This window comes from Labilibaculum sp. (assembly GCF_963664555.1).
Taxonomy (GTDB): domain Bacteria; phylum Bacteroidota; class Bacteroidia; order Bacteroidales; family Marinifilaceae; genus Labilibaculum.
This window is the reverse complement of record NZ_OY761461.1, coordinates 881,098-898,129: the sequence shown is the minus strand read 5'-3', so window position 1 is coordinate 898,129 and position 17,032 is coordinate 881,098. Positions and strand designations below refer to the sequence as shown.

Annotated in this window: 14 protein-coding genes; 6 read left to right on the top strand and 8 right to left on the bottom strand. The window is 36.5% G+C overall.

The features are described 5' to 3' along the window. Positions 1-10 precede the first annotated feature (10 nt). Positions 11-1,111, bottom strand: a complete 1,101-nt coding sequence (locus tag ACKU4N_RS03750) for a DUF1573 domain-containing protein (protein WP_321320721.1) — start codon at positions 1,109-1,111, stop codon at positions 11-13. 429 nt (positions 1,112-1,540) lie between these two features. Between ACKU4N_RS03750 and ACKU4N_RS03745 the strand changes: the two genes are divergently transcribed. Next, positions 1,541-2,722 carry a M20 metallopeptidase family protein gene (locus ACKU4N_RS03745; RefSeq protein WP_321320719.1) on the top strand — a complete coding sequence of 394 codons (1,182 nt, stop codon included), beginning with the start codon at positions 1,541-1,543 and terminating at the stop codon, positions 2,720-2,722. 201 nt (positions 2,723-2,923) lie between these two features. Further along, positions 2,924-3,094, top strand: coding sequence for a 4Fe-4S ferredoxin (locus ACKU4N_RS03740; RefSeq protein WP_096429549.1), 171 nt, complete (start codon positions 2,924-2,926; stop codon positions 3,092-3,094). Between the two features lie 48 nt (positions 3,095-3,142). On the opposite strand, the gene ACKU4N_RS03735 is transcribed toward ACKU4N_RS03740, so the two are convergent. Genes ACKU4N_RS03735 through gldB form a run of 3 tightly spaced genes read right to left on the bottom strand, consistent with a single transcriptional unit; the run spans position 3,143 to position 5,508 of the window. Beyond that, positions 3,143-3,700 carry a 5-formyltetrahydrofolate cyclo-ligase gene (locus tag ACKU4N_RS03735; RefSeq protein ID WP_124993219.1) on the bottom strand — a complete coding sequence of 186 codons (558 nt, stop codon included), beginning with the start codon at positions 3,698-3,700 and terminating at the stop codon, positions 3,143-3,145. A 9-nt stretch (positions 3,701-3,709) separates the two neighbouring features. Beyond that, on the bottom strand, positions 3,710-4,483 hold the full coding sequence (locus tag ACKU4N_RS03730) for a nitrilase-related carbon-nitrogen hydrolase (protein ID WP_321320714.1): 774 nt from the start codon (positions 4,481-4,483) through the stop codon (positions 3,710-3,712). Positions 4,484-4,494: 11 nt separating this feature from the next. Further along, positions 4,495-5,508: a gliding motility lipoprotein GldB gene (gldB, locus tag ACKU4N_RS03725; protein ID WP_321320712.1), complete on the bottom strand. Its 1,014-nt coding sequence runs from the start codon at positions 5,506-5,508 to the stop codon at positions 4,495-4,497. A gap of 296 nt (positions 5,509-5,804) precedes the next feature. On the opposite strand from gldB, the gene ACKU4N_RS03720 reads away from it, so the two are divergent. Both ACKU4N_RS03720 and ACKU4N_RS03715 read left to right on the top strand, forming a co-directional pair. Continuing rightward, complete coding sequence (locus ACKU4N_RS03720; protein WP_321320709.1) at positions 5,805-7,451, top strand: NAD+ synthase; 1,647 nt, start codon at positions 5,805-5,807, stop codon at positions 7,449-7,451. 155 nt (positions 7,452-7,606) lie between these two features. Continuing rightward, entirely contained in the window at positions 7,607-8,323 is a 717-nt protein-coding gene (locus ACKU4N_RS03715; protein ID WP_289531782.1) for a Crp/Fnr family transcriptional regulator, read from the top strand. Between the two features lie 224 nt (positions 8,324-8,547). Here ACKU4N_RS03715 and ACKU4N_RS03710 read toward each other — a convergent pair whose 3' ends face one another. Both ACKU4N_RS03710 and ACKU4N_RS03705 read right to left on the bottom strand, forming a co-directional pair. Beyond that, positions 8,548-11,022, bottom strand: coding sequence for a bifunctional UDP-N-acetylmuramoyl-tripeptide:D-alanyl-D-alanine ligase/alanine racemase (locus ACKU4N_RS03710; protein WP_321320706.1), 2,475 nt, complete (start codon positions 11,020-11,022; stop codon positions 8,548-8,550). A gap of 11 nt (positions 11,023-11,033) precedes the next feature. Next, positions 11,034-11,624: a thymidine kinase gene (locus ACKU4N_RS03705; protein ID WP_321320704.1), complete on the bottom strand. Its 591-nt coding sequence runs from the start codon at positions 11,622-11,624 to the stop codon at positions 11,034-11,036. 212 nt (positions 11,625-11,836) lie between these two features. Here ACKU4N_RS03705 and ACKU4N_RS03700 point away from each other — a divergent pair, with 212 nt between their 5' ends. Together ACKU4N_RS03700 and rsmI are read left to right on the top strand one after the other, a co-directional pair. Beyond that, a complete protein-coding gene (locus ACKU4N_RS03700; RefSeq protein WP_321320702.1) occupies positions 11,837-12,469 on the top strand; it encodes a DUF8457 domain-containing protein in 633 nt (210 codons plus the stop codon). A gap of 2 nt (positions 12,470-12,471) precedes the next feature. After that, positions 12,472-13,185 carry a 16S rRNA (cytidine(1402)-2'-O)-methyltransferase gene (gene rsmI / locus ACKU4N_RS03695; protein ID WP_321320700.1) on the top strand — a complete coding sequence of 238 codons (714 nt, stop codon included), beginning with the start codon at positions 12,472-12,474 and terminating at the stop codon, positions 13,183-13,185. A 33-nt stretch (positions 13,186-13,218) separates the two neighbouring features. Here rsmI and ACKU4N_RS03690 read toward each other — a convergent pair whose 3' ends face one another. Together ACKU4N_RS03690 and ACKU4N_RS03685 are read right to left on the bottom strand one after the other, a co-directional pair. Further along, positions 13,219-14,277 carry a PorP/SprF family type IX secretion system membrane protein gene (locus tag ACKU4N_RS03690; protein ID WP_321320696.1) on the bottom strand — a complete coding sequence of 353 codons (1,059 nt, stop codon included), beginning with the start codon at positions 14,275-14,277 and terminating at the stop codon, positions 13,219-13,221. Between the two features lie 215 nt (positions 14,278-14,492). Then, positions 14,493-17,021: a T9SS type B sorting domain-containing protein gene (locus ACKU4N_RS03685; protein ID WP_321320694.1), complete on the bottom strand. Its 2,529-nt coding sequence runs from the start codon at positions 17,019-17,021 to the stop codon at positions 14,493-14,495. Positions 17,022-17,032 lie beyond the last annotated feature (11 nt).

The following is a 17,032-nucleotide window of genomic DNA, read 5'->3' as shown; positions in this document are numbered from 1 at the left end:
GAAATCACGTTTAATTCGTTTTAGGCATCACAACATTTCCCGAAACACGAAGTTTTACTTCCGAATCAACAGGATCATTAGTAATCACAGTGATCATTTTATTTTGACGGCCTCTTTTTCCTCTGGAATTAAATACCACTTTAATTTCCGATGCTTCACCTGCTTTAATAATCTTAGTGCTTGGAGCAATAGCGGTACAGCCACATGAAGCTTTGGTTTTTCGGATAATCAAATCAGATTTTCCCAGGTTCTTCATCGTAAAAGTGTATTCTGCATTTTCCCCCTGAATTAATTCACCAAAATCAAATACATCATTAACAAATTCAACTTTTGGAGAATTCGCTAATTCAGCTTTCGATAAACTTGAGAAATCCTCTACCAAATTAGCACTAACAGTTAATCGGTTACCCGATTTATATTCTTGATTGATTAAGACATCTAAATAATCGATCACAAATCCCCAGTCGTTTTTCTTGCTGGCATCATAAGTTGCAATAATTTGCCCCTTTTGTTTGGGTTGCAAATTTTCAGGAATCATCTTTAAAGTTAAATGAGCTGGTACTCTTTTAAATCCAATGCTTATTGGCTTGTCGCTATCATTATAAACTTCCATTGAAGCATCTTTTACTTCTGTATTTTTCACTTTGGTAAAAGAAAGATGATTGTTTTGCAATCGCAGGCCATTCATTTCTCTTGGATACAAATCAGCCACAGTTTTCTCTCGGGCAATCACATTGCCGCTAATTCTTAAAATAGTAATTGCAGGATTGGTATTTGCAGTTATTGTTATCGATTTACTGAATGGACCCGGACGATTCTTAGGATCAAAAGTTGCTTTCACAAAACCTTTCTGCCCTGGTGCAACTGGTTGTTTACTCCACTCCGGAGATGTACATCCGCACGAGGATCGTACCTGATTAATAATAACCGGCTGATTTCCAGTGTTAATAAATTCGAACGAGTAAGATGTTAATCCATCTTCTTCCTTAAAAGTCTTGAAATCGTACTCCTTTGTATCAAATTTCATTACTGGTGCAGCATCCTGAGCAGACACAGACAATGTGCTTCCTAAAATAGCAACAACCAACAAATAAAATACTTTTCTACTCATAACAATTAATTATTTTAATTACAGTGATCTTGTTTACTACGGCAAACAAGTTTAAAGGGTTTAGAAAAACCTTAAAAGTTTAGCCAAACAAACAAAAATAAGTATTTTTCACTAAAAGAAAACCTAAATATCGTTAAATAGTTGTTAAACCTAAATCAAAAGGCAATCATAACATTTTTTCTATTTGTTCTTCAATATTATGACCACTGAAATATCAATAAGACTCTTCTGTATTGGAAACAAAAATCGAACCATGTTTATCCGTTCAAAATTATTTTCTTTCAAAATTGCTTACCTTTCTTCTGTTGTAACTATTTAGTAGATTTGTAATTGATTGAAGTAAATTCTTCAAACGCCTTAACGATTAGGTCCCAATCAAATTTAACTACGCAAAAAATTGATTTGCAATAAATAAACCAATAACCACAAATGACAAATCTAAAAAACAAAATATTAACATTTTCAGAACAGATTAGTGCTGAAATAAAAGAAATCAGAGCTCATTTACACGCTAATCCTGAACTTTCTTTCGAAGAATTTGAAACATCTAAGTTTATTCAAAATTATTTAAGCAAACTGGGAATTTCTTACAAATCGGGCTTTGCCAAAACCGGTGTCGTTGGAAAAATTGAAGGGAAAAATCCGGCCAAGAAAATCATTGCACTTCGTTCTGATATGGACGCCTTACCCATTAACGAAAATCCGAATAACAAATACTGCTCTCGTAACAAAGGTGTTATGCATGCCTGCGGACATGACATGCACATGGCGAGTCTGCTTGGAACAGCCAAAATCCTATCGGAATTCAAAAGTGAATGGGAAGGTACTATTTTACTGATTTTTCAGCCTGGAGAAGAATTATTACCTGGTGGCGCCAAATTAATGATGGAGGAAGGAGCTTTACAACCTGAGCCGGAATGGATACTTGGTCAGCACGTTTTGCCGGATATGCCTGCTGGAACCATAGGATTTAGATCTGGTATGTACATGGCATCCGGTGATGAAATATATCTTACCGTAAAAGGCAAAGGCGGACATGCCGCCATGCCACACAAATGCACAGATACAATTCTTATAGCCTCACATATAATTGTAGCATTGCAGCAAATTGTCAGCCGCCATTGCGATGCAAGAATCCCAACCGTGCTTTCTTTCGGAAAAATGATTGCTGACGGAGCGACCAACATCATTCCGGATGAAGTGAAAATAGAAGGAACTTTTCGTACCATGAATGAAGAATGGAGAGCTAAGGCCAAACAATTAATTGCAGACATAGCTCAATCAACAGCCAAAGGAATGGGTGCGGTATGCGAAGTAGACATTCGTCATGGCTATCCATTTTTAGTCAACCACGAAGACCTCACTCATGAAGCTAAACTAAATGCGATTGAATTACTGGGCGAAGAAAAAGTTGTAAATATGGATATTAGAATGACCACCGAAGACTTTGGCTTCTATTCACAGAAATATCCTGTTACTTTTTATCGCTTTGGAGTACAATCGGAAAAAAACGGCTCTTTGCACACTTCAACTTTCGAAGCAAATGATGATTCTTTACGAACATCAATGAGTACAATGGCGTGGTTAGCGATTTCATATTTAAACAAATAGTTCTCGTAATAAGCTAAAATCAACCAATTAAAAAAACAAACATCTTTAATTCTGCACAATAGAGAGTGCAAATTATTTACCTAAGCTTATTCTTCATTATTTAATCTGTTTCAAAATAATATAATTCTCGGCGAAATTGTTTCTCCATTAAAAATATGATATTACATTTGTGATAGTATTAACACTAAAAATTTAAAGAAAATGGCTTACGTAATTAACGACGACTGTATTTCTTGCGGTTCTTGCGAAGGAGAATGTCCTGTTGAAGCAATTTCTATGGGTGATGAGCATTATGTAATCGACGCTGATCTTTGTACTGATTGTGGTACTTGCGTTGACGCTTGTCCTGTGGAAGCTATTCACGCAGAATAATCGTAATTTAGCGATATTAAAAAGCCAGTGAGATAATCACTGGCTTTTTTATTGAAATACTATTTCATCCATTTTAATATCATGCTCATCAATTGGTACATGATCCAAAATCTGGAAATCGAAACAAATACCAACCTTAAAAGAACTTAACGACTGTAGCAACCTGTCGTAATAGGCTTTTCCTCTACCCATCCTATTCTTTTCCCGATCAAAAGCAATTCCAGGAATCAAAATCAGATCAATTTCGTCCTCATTCATAAATACAGCCCCCTCAGGTTCAGGAATCCCATAATGTTCACCTTCTATCAGCTGATCCGCTCCTTCAAAAAGTTTCAAATCCAATGTTTCTCCTTTTACACTAGGCAAAATCACTTTTTTCTCGTTGGCCCATTTGCAAACAAAATCGTGAGTATAAACCTCATCCTTCATGGACCAGTAAAGCATTACTGTTTTGGCTTGGATAAATTCCGGAAGCTGTTCCAAACGTTTCAAAATAGGTAAGCTCAACTCTTTTTTCTGCTCAAAAGAATAATTTTGCTTTACAGCTCTTATCTCCTTTCGGATTCTTGCTTTTTCCTCTTCAATATTTCGTTTTAACACACTCATTTCTGGCTCTTATTCATAAATATCAGTTCTTCTATCCTTAAAAACATCATTGTTCTTCGTAATCATTTTATCTCTGGCCAATTCAGGATCAATATCTACAAACAAAATCTGCTCCAGCATATCAGCTTTAGCAAGAACTTCTCCTCTTGGATTCACAATAATAGACTGACCTGTGAAAGAAAGTTCTTTTTCCGTTCCAATTCGATTTGCTGTGGCAATAAAAATTCTGTTCACCAATGCATAGGAAGGAATTACCGATTGTGCATATGGCAATACCAAATTTGAAGGATGAAGAATTAAATCGACTCCCTGCAAAGCTAATTTACGCCAAACTTCAGGAAACATCCAATCGAAACAAACCAGGATTCCAATTTTAACATCATCAACAATAAAAACAGGAAGACCTAAATTTCCTTTCTCGAAAATATTTTTTTCATTCATGAACAAATGAAGTTTCCGATAGGTTCCAACAAGCCCTGTTGCATTCATCAAAACAGCTGAATTATACAATTGATCACCATCCTTCTCTGAAAATCCAGTGACAACGGTAAAATTATACTGCAAGCACAATTCCTGAATAAAATCAAGAAAAACACTATCCTTTACTGTTTCCGACAGCTCAAAAGCTTCTTCTTTCGAATCGAAATTATAGCCGGTATTGGCCAGTTCCGGAAGTACAACTAAATCGGCTTCCTTTGCTCTAAATAACAATACCTTTAAAGACTCTATCGTTGATTTCAGATCACCAAAGACAGGTGCAAATTGAATCAAAGCTATTTTCATTTTTGATCATTTTAAGGCTGATAAGCAGATTCCCGTAAGATTGCAGCATAATCATTTTCAGTCATTAACTGATTTATAGTTACCTCGGGATGTTTTGCCATGTATTCTTTTACAATTTGCCATCCAATCCAAATACCGGTTCTGGAAGGTGATTCCTGTGGCATTCCCGGAGTAAAAGGCCCATCGTTTATATACTTAATTACTGTGCGGTATTCGCTTGTAAACAAATGTTTTTGCTCAATAATATATCCCCACATCAACTCATCATTCTCCTCACACCACTCCAATTCATTTTGCGAATATTTCATCACATCGGCCTCACTCTTTTGGGGCATCATGGCTTGTAAAAAGTATCTTATTTTTCCCTGATAAATCATATTGCTGATTAAATCATCTTTTAGCGGAGTAAAAGGAAATTCAGTTAAAGCATAAGCAAGCACAACATCCTGAACAATTCTTTCAGGAATCATGTTTTCTCTTGCATACATTGGCGTTCCCAAATAGGAATAAAATGCACAATCTTTTCCCAAATACTTATCCAAGCTTATTCCAATCAAATTTTGGGCAACAACAATTGACTGATTGAAACCTGAAATTTGAGAATAACAATTTGGGACCGGTTTTCCCGGGAAATAGTACTTTAAATATTTAAAAGCATTTGTCAACTCCTTTTCTTCTTTATCCAGAGTCGGAAACTTTTTTGCAACGCTATCAGCAACCTGGTTCATTGTTGAATCAGTTAAAAACTTATTCAAATAAACCATATAATCAGAATCATCTGAATCTCCCAGACCAATCACTTTATTACTATACAATTGCAATACATCAGGATATTGCTGTCTTAACTTATTTAAATCTGATTTTTGTTTTACCGCGAAAAGCTCTTGCTCAAATCTTTGAATTTTCACTTCCAAATCAATATTTGAAACATCAGGACTTTTAGTGTCCGAATTACATGAAAAAAGAAAACCCAGCAACAAGATTAAAATACTCGCACTTGTATTTTTGTAGTGATTTAACTGCATTCTTATGATTTAATTGTAGGTATTTGTTTTTGTGTTTCTCAAAATATTAAAAATAAGTTAAGCCCGGTTCAAAAATTGGTTTTTCCTTACAATGCCTTAATAAATACAAGGATTAATTAATTTTGCCACGGTTTTGTTTTTGCTGACAGAAGGAATACCTATTCCATATTTTTATCACTAAATTTGCTAAGCTGAAAACAAATACAGCTTTAAAGTATTCAATTATTAAATGAGACAGCAGATTAAATGATCTTTCTTCTCATCCTGAAATATTTCGGGACTCATATCTTTTAAGTATGAAAATAGCATTAGCCCAATTAAACTATCATATTGGTAATTTCGAGAGCAACACTGAAAAAATTATTTCAGCAATCAATAAGTCGCGCAAAAGCGGCGTAGATTTGGTTCTGTTTTCAGAGTTAGCCATTTGTGGATATCCGCCAAAAGATTTACTGGAACGTAAAGAATTTGTTGAGAAATCTAAATCGGCACTTCAAAAAGTAGCGGAGCATTGCATTGATATTGCCGCCGTAATTGGAGGACCATCAGTAAATCCTCATCCGAAAGGGAAAAATTTATACAATTCTGCTTATTTCATTTCCAACGGGAAAATTGAGAGTATTCACAATAAAACTCTGTTGCCTAATTACGATATTTTCGACGAATACAGGTACTTTGAACCCAATACAGAATTCTCTTTGGTTGAATTGAAAGGGAAAAAAATTGCACTCACTATTTGTGAAGATTTATGGGAAACCCAACCTGTAGACAACAACTTTGCAAAATCAGCATTGTACACAATTTCACCAATGGAAGAGCTAAGCAAACTCAATCCTGATTTTGTGGTAAACATTGCAGCATCGCCATTTTCCTATAATCAGCAGGATTTGCGAACCAATATTTTGAAGGCAACTTCGGAAAGATATCAACTTCCAATATTCTACGTCAATCAAATTGGTGCACACACCGAATTAATTTTTGACGGTGACTCTTTAGTCATGAATTCGAAGGGAGAAGTAGTCAAACGATTAAATTATTTCAAAGAAGACTATCAGATTGTCGATCTTGAGGATATTGAAAGTCAGAAAGCCACAGCAAGAAATGTAGATTATATCGAAAAAATTCATGATGCTTTGGTTTTAGGTCTAAAAGATTATTTTGGAAAAATGGGATTTACCAAAACGACCTTAGGTTTATCCGGAGGAATTGATTCAGCCGTAACAGTCGTATTGGCCGAAAGAGCTCTTGGAAAAGAAAATGTACGTGTTCTGCTGATGCCTTCCAAATTCTCTTCGGATCACTCCATAAAAGACGCGGTAGATTTAGCAGAGAACTTAGGCATTCAATACGATATTGTTCCCATTCAGAATATTTTTCAGGAGTTTCAGAAATCCTTAGGTCCAATATTTGGGGATCTTCCTTTTAATGTAGCTGAAGAAAACATACAGGCTCGTGTTAGAGGAACACTGGTTATGGGCTTATCGAATAAGTTTGGACACATCCTTCTAAACACATCAAATAAGAGTGAATCAGCTGTAGGATACGGAACCTTGTATGGAGACATGAACGGAGGTTTATCGGTACTTGGAGATGTTTACAAAACCGATGTTTTCAAATTGGCTTGGTTCATCAATAAAGATAAGGAAGTAATTCCTAAGAACTCAATTGTAAAACCGCCATCAGCCGAATTACGCCCCGATCAAAAAGATTCGGATTCTTTGCCAGATTACGATGTGTTAGACGGCATTTTATTCCGATATATAGAAAAAAATATGTCTTCGGAAGAAATTATTCAAGATGGTTTCGAAAGAGCAACGGTGCAAAAAACCATCCGCTTAGTGAACATGAATGAGTACAAAAGATTCCAGACTCCGCCTATTTTACGCGTTTCATCGAAGGCTTTTGGTTTCGGACGAAAAATTCCCTTAGTAGCAATGCACTAACAAATGGGTATAAACACCTACATAATAGCATGTTGTCGAACATCACCTAAATAATGAATTATTTCTGCATTCATTTTTTCATTTCATTTCATTTGTATACTTTTGAAGTGTTTTAAAACATACAACGTATTTTAAATCCATATTCCACTTTGTATATGATTGAGAATGATAGAAAATCCAGAGAGATTATTTGTGGGGAAGTAATTAACAATTCAAGTTCAGTATTTAATGTTCTTACTCCTTCTGAAAAAGAAGAATTAATGGCGAACATGACCTGTTCTTTTTTTAAGAAAGGGGAATACATTTACAAAGAAGGTGAAAGACCAATTGGACTGATTTGTTTGTCTGAAGGAAAGGTGAAGATTTTTAAGGAAGGCGTAGGCGGTCGCGAGCAAATTGTTCGAATGGCAAAACCCATTGGCTTTATTGGATACCGTGCACTTTTTGCAGAAGAAAACAACATTGCTTCGGCTGTTGCAATTGAAGATTCTATAACCTGTACAGTTAGCTACGAATTGATGCTGAAATTCATTAAAACCAATTCTGACCTTTCTTTGTGCATTATCCGTTCGCTTTCTACCGAATTAGGATTCTCAAACAACAGAACCATCACCCTTACTCAGAAACACATTCGGGGAAGATTAGCTGAATCTTTGCTGTTTCTTCGTGACACATATGGTTTTGAAGATGATGAATCAACCATTAAGGTTTATCTTTCGAGAGAAGATATCGCTAACCTGTCGAACATGACCACATCGAATGCAATTCGTACTCTTTCTACTTTTGCCAGCGAAGGTGTAATTTCAATTGATGGCCGGAAAATTAAGATTTTAGATAAGGTAAGATTAGACCGGGTTAGTAAACTCGGATAAAATCTACTTCTTAAAATATAGTGAGCCATCTTAAAAGATGGCTTTTTCTTTGCAATTATTTTGATCGTTTCACCGATAGATTTTTCCAATTGAAAAATAAGCTCATTTGTGTACCACAATAGCTTAACTCATTGTCCAGTCAAAATTTGAGTCACTTAACTGATAAAATAAGACACGGAAAGCTCTCCGTTTGTCACGGAAGTCAAAAAAGAAAACTAAGCTATTTACTCCTGAAAATAGATGCGTTTTACCCGACGCGAAATGGTGGTTAAAATTTCGTAGGGAATGGTATCCAGTTGTTCTGCCAATTTACTTACCGAATAATCGTCGCCAAAAATCAGAACCGAATCGCCCTCTTTGGCATTGGTATTCGTAAGATCAATCATGCTCATGTCCATGCAGATATTGCCGACAATAGGCACTAATTGCCCGTTCACCATCACCTTTCCCTTTCCGTTACTCAACTTACGGCTAAAACCATCGGCATAACCAATTGGGATAACTCCAATGCGGGCATCGGCCTCTAATTGTCCTTTGCGGCCGTAACCTACGGTATTCTCTTTCGAAACTTCTTTTATCTGCGAAATTGTTGTTTTTAAGCTGCTCACATTCATCAGCTTTTCCTGATGTTTGGCGCTGATTCCATAAAGACCAATTCCCAAACGAACCATATCAAATTGTGCCTGTGGAAAACGTTCGATACCGGCTGAATTTAAAATATGCCGATCGATAGGATACGAAAACTGCGACAATATTTGATCGCTCCATGCAGTAAATGAATCAATTTGCCGAGCTGTAAAATCATCGTGCTGCTGTTCATCAGCACCAGCCAAATGGGAAAATACGGAGCTGATAAAGAAATGGTCATTGTTCACAATCAGCGACAATAAAGTGCCAATATCTCGATGCACAAAACCCAAACGATTCATTCCGGTATCCAATTTTATGTGAATGGGATAGTTTTTTACACCATTTCGTTTTAGTGCTTTTTCGAATTCAAGACAAATAGTCTGATTGTATATTTCAGGCTCCAGACGATATTCAATCATGGTATCGAAACTGTGAGGTTCTGGATTCATCACCATAATTGGGATTGTGATTCCTGCATTTCTTAGTTCGACACCTTCGTCGGCTATGGCAACAGCTAAATAATCAACCCGGTGATATTGCAGTAAATTAGCAATTTCGGTTGATCCGCTTCCGTAAGAGAATGCTTTCACCATTACCACCAGTTTGGTACTTGGTTTTAATAAGGAACGGAAGTAGTTCAGATTGTGAACCATGGCATTTAAGTTCACTTCCAGAACCGTTTGGTGTGCTTTGTATTGAAGAGCATTTGAAATTCTCTCGAAATGAAAATTCCTGGCTCCTTTTATCAGAATGATTTCATTTTTAAACTGATTCCGATTTAAATCAGCAAGAAACACATCGGTTGAGCGATAAAAAGAAGCATTGCAGGTAAATAGTTTCGATTGAGAAGAAATGCCCTCCCCAATGCCAATTAAACGATTAATCTTCTTCTGTTCCAATAATTTGGATATAGCCCTATAAAGCTGATGATTTGTATAACCCGATTGAAAAATATCTGATAAAATAATGGTTTTGCTCTTATCTTTTTGCTGCTGATTCATTAAATCCAAGGCAATTCCCAGCGAACCCAAATCTGAGTTGTAATAATCATTAATCAGTGTACAATCACCTATTCCCTCTTTGATTTCCAATCGCATGGCAACTGGTTCTAATTTCAGGAATCTTTCTTTTATGGTTTCATCATCAACATTCAGGTTTAGCAAACAAAGCCAGCAGGTAATTGCATTATCAATTGAGGCTTTGTCACTAAAAGGCAAATTGATTCCTTTTGTTTCCTTCTTATATTTGGCTTCAATATAGGTCTTGTTCTCTTTAATGATCTCAGAAACGATCCGCAAGTCTGCCTTTCCCTTTCTCGACCACGAAATCAATTCTTTTTTCTGTCCATACCTGACCTTTAAAGATTCATCGGCAAGTTTTTCATCGGCACAATAAACAATGCAATTACAGGAAGAGAATAATTTTATCTTTTCCTCTAATTTCTGAACATCATCCTTAAAATTCTCCCGATGAGCATCTCCCAAATGAGTAAAAATCCCAAAGGTTGGTTGAATAATTTTAGAGAGCTGATCCATTTCTCCCGGTTGAGAAATACCAGCCTCGAAAATGGCCAAATTGGCCTCATTGTTCATGTGCCAGACAGAAAGTGGAACTCCCACCTGAGAATTGTAGCTTTTAGGACTGCGAACAATAGAATACGATTCATTCAGCAACTGATACAGCCACTCTTTTACAATGGTTTTTCCATTGCTGCCGGTAATTCCTATAACGGGAAAAGAGAAATTCTTTCGGTGATTTTCGGCCAAATTCTGCAATGCACGGAGCGTATCAGGAACCAAAACAAAGCCGGCCTCAGGATACTGTTTAAAATCTGTACTTTCAGAATTGCTCACAACAAATGCACGAACCCCTTTTTGATACAAATCTTTGATGTATACATGTCCATCATGTCGATCGCCAACTAAAGCAAAAAATAAAGTTTCTTCGGGAAGTTGTAATGACCTGCTGTCTATCGATAGGTTTTTAACAATAAGGTTTTCTTTCCCACAACAAATACCTCCTGTTACAGAAGCTACCGATTCAATAGTATGTAATTGTACAACAGTCATAATACATCCACTTATTTTGTTGAAGATGCTCTATAAATTTTTTGGTAACAATTTCTGCAAAGCGGTTCGTACTCACTCTTTTCACCCAACAACACCAACTTATCAGCCTCAGCCAAACGATGAGAATAATTGGCCAGATTTCCGCAACGCATGCAAACTGCGTGAACTTTGGTAACATATTCTGCAGTAGCCATAATACTAGGAATCGGGCCAAAAGGATTGCCCTTAAAATCCATATCCAGACCGGCTACAATCACACGAATACCTTGATTGGCTAATTCGTTACAAACGTCCGACAAGCCAGCATCAAAAAATTGAGCTTCATCAATACCAACAACATCAACATTACTGGCAAGCAACAATATATTTGCTGATGTTTCGACAGGTGTTGACCGGATGGAGTTGGAATTGTGCGATACTACTTCGTCCTCAGAGTATCTCACATCAATATGAGGTTTAAATATTTCAACATTCTGACGGGCAATTTTTGCCCGGTTCAACCGACGAATCAATTCCTCGGTTTTACCCGAAAACATAGAACCAACTATTACTTCGATCCAACCATTACTGCCAGCTCTGTTAATATCATTCTCAAGAAACATGTGATAAACTTTAGGTTATTTTACATAGATAGACAAAAATAGGAAAACACTTTCATACTTGCATTACTGAGATAATAAACTTTTAAACAATACCTCACTAAAAAACCTTTTGTTTGAATCGAAAAATCCATACAACCAATCAATACAAAAAAAATTAGCTTTACTTTTGTACATCAGTACATGGAATTCTGTTTCTTATTAAAATTCTGGTTATGGATAATAAACTAGTCATTCAACTGCTTAAAAGCAAAACTGAAGAAATTCAAAACTTATTGAAACATTTCGCCGATAAGCCTGAGGATTTAAGTGATGGTATTGAGTTACTTGATTCAAGAATACTAGGTTTAAGTCAGGATTTTAAAATCCTCAAAAAGAATTGTGAACCGAAGACAGCCGAGACAGTTTCATCGAATACTCCTGAAGAAATTATTCAAGCTACACCTGAACCAGTCAAAAATGAAATTGAATTTACTGATGCAAGTTCTAAAAAACCGCAGGTAATTGATCATATTAGTCCTGAGGAACCTGAAATTGAAAAAAAAGTACAAATCGAATCAGAAATTGTAAACCAAAGCCTTCCATCGGAACCTATTCAACTGATAGGCGAGAAACTTTCGTCAAAAAAACTGACAGATATTCAGTCGGCTATTGGAATAAATGATCGCTTTTTGTTTGCCCGTGAGCTTTTTGACAACAATATCGAAGAATACAACACAGCAATTTCCTTCATAAATAAAGCAGGTACTTTTGAATCTGTTATGAATTGGATAAAAGCTGAAAAGGAATGGGATCTGGAAGATCCAACCGTAACCCAATTCATCGAAATCACCAAAAGAAAATTTTAAACATGTCGAAACTATACCTTGTTCCAACTCCAATTGGAAATTTAGAAGATATTACTTTAAGAGCCTTAAAAGTTTTAAAAAGTGTTGACTTAATTCTTGCTGAAGACACAAGAACATCAGGGTTTTTATTAAAACATTTCGAAATTTCAAAACCCTTACACTCACATCACAAATTTAACGAACACAAAACGGCCGAAAACATCGTTAACCGAATTAAAGCCGGTGAAACCATTGCCTTAATATCTGATGCCGGCACACCAGCTATTTCCGATCCCGGGTACTTTTTAGTGAAACATTGCCTTGATAATGGAATTGATGTAGAATGTTTGCCGGGAGCAACTGCATTTGTCCCTGCCTTAGTGAATTCCGGGTTGCCAAATGAAAAATTTTGTTTCGAAGGATTTTTACCGCAAAAGAAGGGGCGTCAATCTAAATTGGACGAACTGGCTGAAGAATCGAGAACAATGATTTTTTATGAATCTCCGCACCGCTTAGTGAAAAGCTTAGAGCAATTTGCTGAAGTAATGGGAGGAGATAGAAGAGCATCTGTTTCTCGTGAGCTAACCAAATTATACGAAGAAAACGTACGCGGCACTCTCGCTGAACTAATCGCTCATTTCAGTTCGAAAACTGTAAAAGGTGAGATTGTAATTGTAGTTGGTGGTAAACTTGTTGAGAAAAAGAAGAAAGAATACGTAAAAAAGGATCGGCAGTAAGCGATAAGCAAAGTTACAATTTCGTAACTGAGATTAGTCTTCGTGCGAGAATTTAGGACAAGAGATTGCCTTATCACCCAATTTTTTAACTTTCTGACGACGTTTCAACTTGCGGATTTCCCTGGGGTTTGAATAGTTATAATTGTAAGTCAGAGAAATCTCCAAACCGCCTCTGTTAGAAGATGCTGCCTGTAAATCCGAGACATTAATATCATAGCTAATCATAAATTTCATGCGGTTTTTCTCATACCCAAATGCAGGAATAATATCCTGAGTAAAACGATACCACAATCCGTAATGAAGAATAGTGCCTTTTTCTCCATACAACATCATAAAATTGGCTCCGGCAATCCACTCGTTTGAACCTCTCTCCGTAGTATGCATAATTTCAGGCTTGGCATACAATCTCGAAGATAATCTGGACTCAACTCCTCCATGCCAGGCAAATCGTCTTTTAAGGTTATTGGTGATTGCGTAAAAGGATTCGTTGGGTTGATTTATATGACTAACCGCCACTCCCATAAAATATTTTGATTTCCCTTTAAAAAAGGTAAGCATAGTACCACCAGAAAAATCAGTATAAAATAAAGATTGTGTACCTAAAGGTTCACCTGTTTGATAATTTGGATCGAAAAGTGTACCATCCCATTGATCATCAAAAACCAATTTATTATAATCGACCGATTTATTAACTAATTCCAAACCAATTCCCACATGTAAAAACAATGTGTTACCTGCATTCAAACTTTTATTTAATGATCCGGAAAACATGACCTGAGTAGTCTTTAAACTACCTTCTCCCGCTTTATCATTAAAGATCATACCTCCAATACCAAGCCAGGAAGAACTTAATAATTGAGTTGATAATTTACCATCAACAAAAACAGCTTGAGAAACAAAAGGTGTTGTTACACTATTCCACTGATTACGATAATTCATTCCGCCCCGAAGGTTGTAATCAGAATTACCAGTCAAAGCTGGATTTAACAATAAAGGAATAGAATAAAATTGAGAAGAGTGCACACGTTGAGCGGAGACTTGACAGACCCCAAATAATGATATCAGTATAAAAACAATTAAACTCTTCCTCATATCCAATTTTACAGGTCTTTCAGCCAATTAGTAAAGATCTTCAACCGGCAAAACGAAATACCCCAAGCAAAAATATAAAAATGGGTAATAATAGCCTATTACCCAATGCGAAATATCTTATTTTACATTTATCTTTTTGCGACAAATTATTTGGTGTAAATATAATTAATAAGATGAAATTTAACAGTAATAATCTATTTTATTCATCAATCATATTAATACAGTAGTGTAACATTTCCGCGTTTTTGTACAGAACTACCATCAAGGAAGGTCACTTGCAGGAAGAAAACATAAACATCCATATCTTGTTTTACTCCACGATAGGTGCCATCCCATCCTACATCCTGTCTGTTAGATTGAAAGATTTTATGCCCTAATCGGTTATAAATAATCAAATTCATTGAACCAATACTGTTACCTCTAACATACAGAACATCATTTTTACCATCTCCATTTGGAGAGAATCCACTAGCTAATCCAACAAATTGATCGCCTTCTGGATAGACCACATTTACGGTATCCCTTCCCATACAACTCTGTTGATTGGTAACTTCAACCCAATATTCTCCAGCCTGACTCACATTTATCGTTTGAGAAATATCATCTGTTGACCAACGATAGAAACTACCACTATTTTCAGCATCAAGAGTTACATTCTCTCCGGTTTGAACAATAAGATCTTCACCCAGATCAACAATAGGAGAAGGATTAACTGTTAATTCGATACAATCTCCTTCAGTATTACCATATGGATCCGATACATCCACACAATACTTACCTGATTGATTGACAAGGATTCCCTTTTCAGTTGACTCTGAAGGTATCCATTTATAAATGGGATCAGAAGTAAATGTTCTATCAATAATTGGTTCAAGATACACTCTATCGCCCTCACAAATCTGAATATCACCTCCTAAATCCACAGAGAATTTATGACCGTCTTTTCTAACAACACTAATTTCATCTGTATTATAACATGAATATTCAGCTGTAACCTTCACAGAATATACATTTTCCTCACTTACCGTAATTGTCTGACTTGACTCTCCGGTACTCCATTCGTAAACCAAACCTGATCCTGAACTTCCGGCATCTAAAGTCGTGGTTTCACCATCGTACAACGTAATGTCTTCACCTAAATCAACAATTGGCAAAGCGTGTATAATTACTTCTATTTCATCTGATTTCTCATTACCCTCCTCATCTCTGACAGTTACCGAATACATTCCTGACTCACTTACTGTAAGAGTAGATGTTCCGGCACCATTAGACCATAAATAAGTATAGTTTTGCGATATCGTTGGATTCGGATTCAAAATTACTTCTTCTCCATCACAAATATTCTTGTCTGCACCCAAATTAATAGCAAATACATCGCTTGTGCTGCTTATAATAATTTCATCAGTCCCAACACAACCATTTAAGCTGGTTACATCAACACGATATGTATCACTACTATTCACACTTATTGTCTGACTTGTTTCACCAGTCGACCAAGAATACGTTAATCCTGGATTTCCTGCATCCAACACCTTTGTTTCTGCATCAGCCAATTCGTAATCGGCTCCCAAATCAACAACCGGAGCAGCTAACACATTAACATTTACTGTTGCCGATGATAATTTGCCTGTTTCAGAATCAGTTGCTGTAACAGAATAGGTTCCCGTCTCGGTAACGGATAATGAAGAGCCTGTTGATCCATCTGACCACAGGTAAGTATAAGTTCCATCAAAGTCGATGGTTGGACTTAGAGTTGCACTCTCTCCTTCACAAATTTGAATATCTCCACCCAAACTAACCACGAAAGACTCAACAAGTGTAACATTCGCATATATCGTATCTCCGGCACAATCAAAAGCCGTACGTTCCAACAATTTTATTTGATAATCTCCAGTAGTATTGCCCCATTGAACATCAAAACTTAATTCACTATGGAACTTATCACTTAGTTTCGTTGTCTTTTCATTTAAAACCGTTGCTCCACTTGGTACAAAAAGTTCATAATTTTCATTCTTCTCGATGGTTGCAGTATAAGACTGTATTGTTCCAGCCTGAATTACAGGAGTATAATCACCAAACAAAGTGTTTGGTAAAGCCATTACATCAACCTCTAAAGTTTGATTGGCAAGGTCTTCTGTTACAGGAATGCCTGATACTGTTTTAGCTTCAACCAACAAGATCTCTGCCCGATGTGTTTTACCTGTTGTATTTGGAATCTCGAGTTCGAACTCAAAAGTATTCACATACAGCTCTTCTGCTCCGGCAGGCATTACTGCAGGCGCACGATCCACCGAAATTTTAAATGTCCATGGCTTAGGACCCGAATAGTTAACGGTAACATTCACTTTACCATTTGCATCTCCGCCATTATTCGCGGAACAAACATAAGGAACTTCCAAATCATCAAACGCAGCAGTTGGTGCTGCGCCATCAACTACAACGATCATGATTAAAGGATCACCAAAACAGTGTGTTCCTAAATCCTCAGGATATACTTTCACCTGATAATCACCTTCGTTGGCGAATGAATAATCTCCCGACTCAAATGTTTTTGACGCAAGATATGCTACCGAACCACTTGTTGAATGCGTTACTGACCAATGATATGCATAGCCCGCAACTTCATCCACCTTAAAATTAAGTGTTGTTCCCTTAACCACATACTGCTGTGCCACAACAGCCCATCCTCCCAAAAGGATAGCTATTGCAGTAAGCAGTGTTTTATGTAGTAAGGTTTTTAGCATCTAATTTTTAT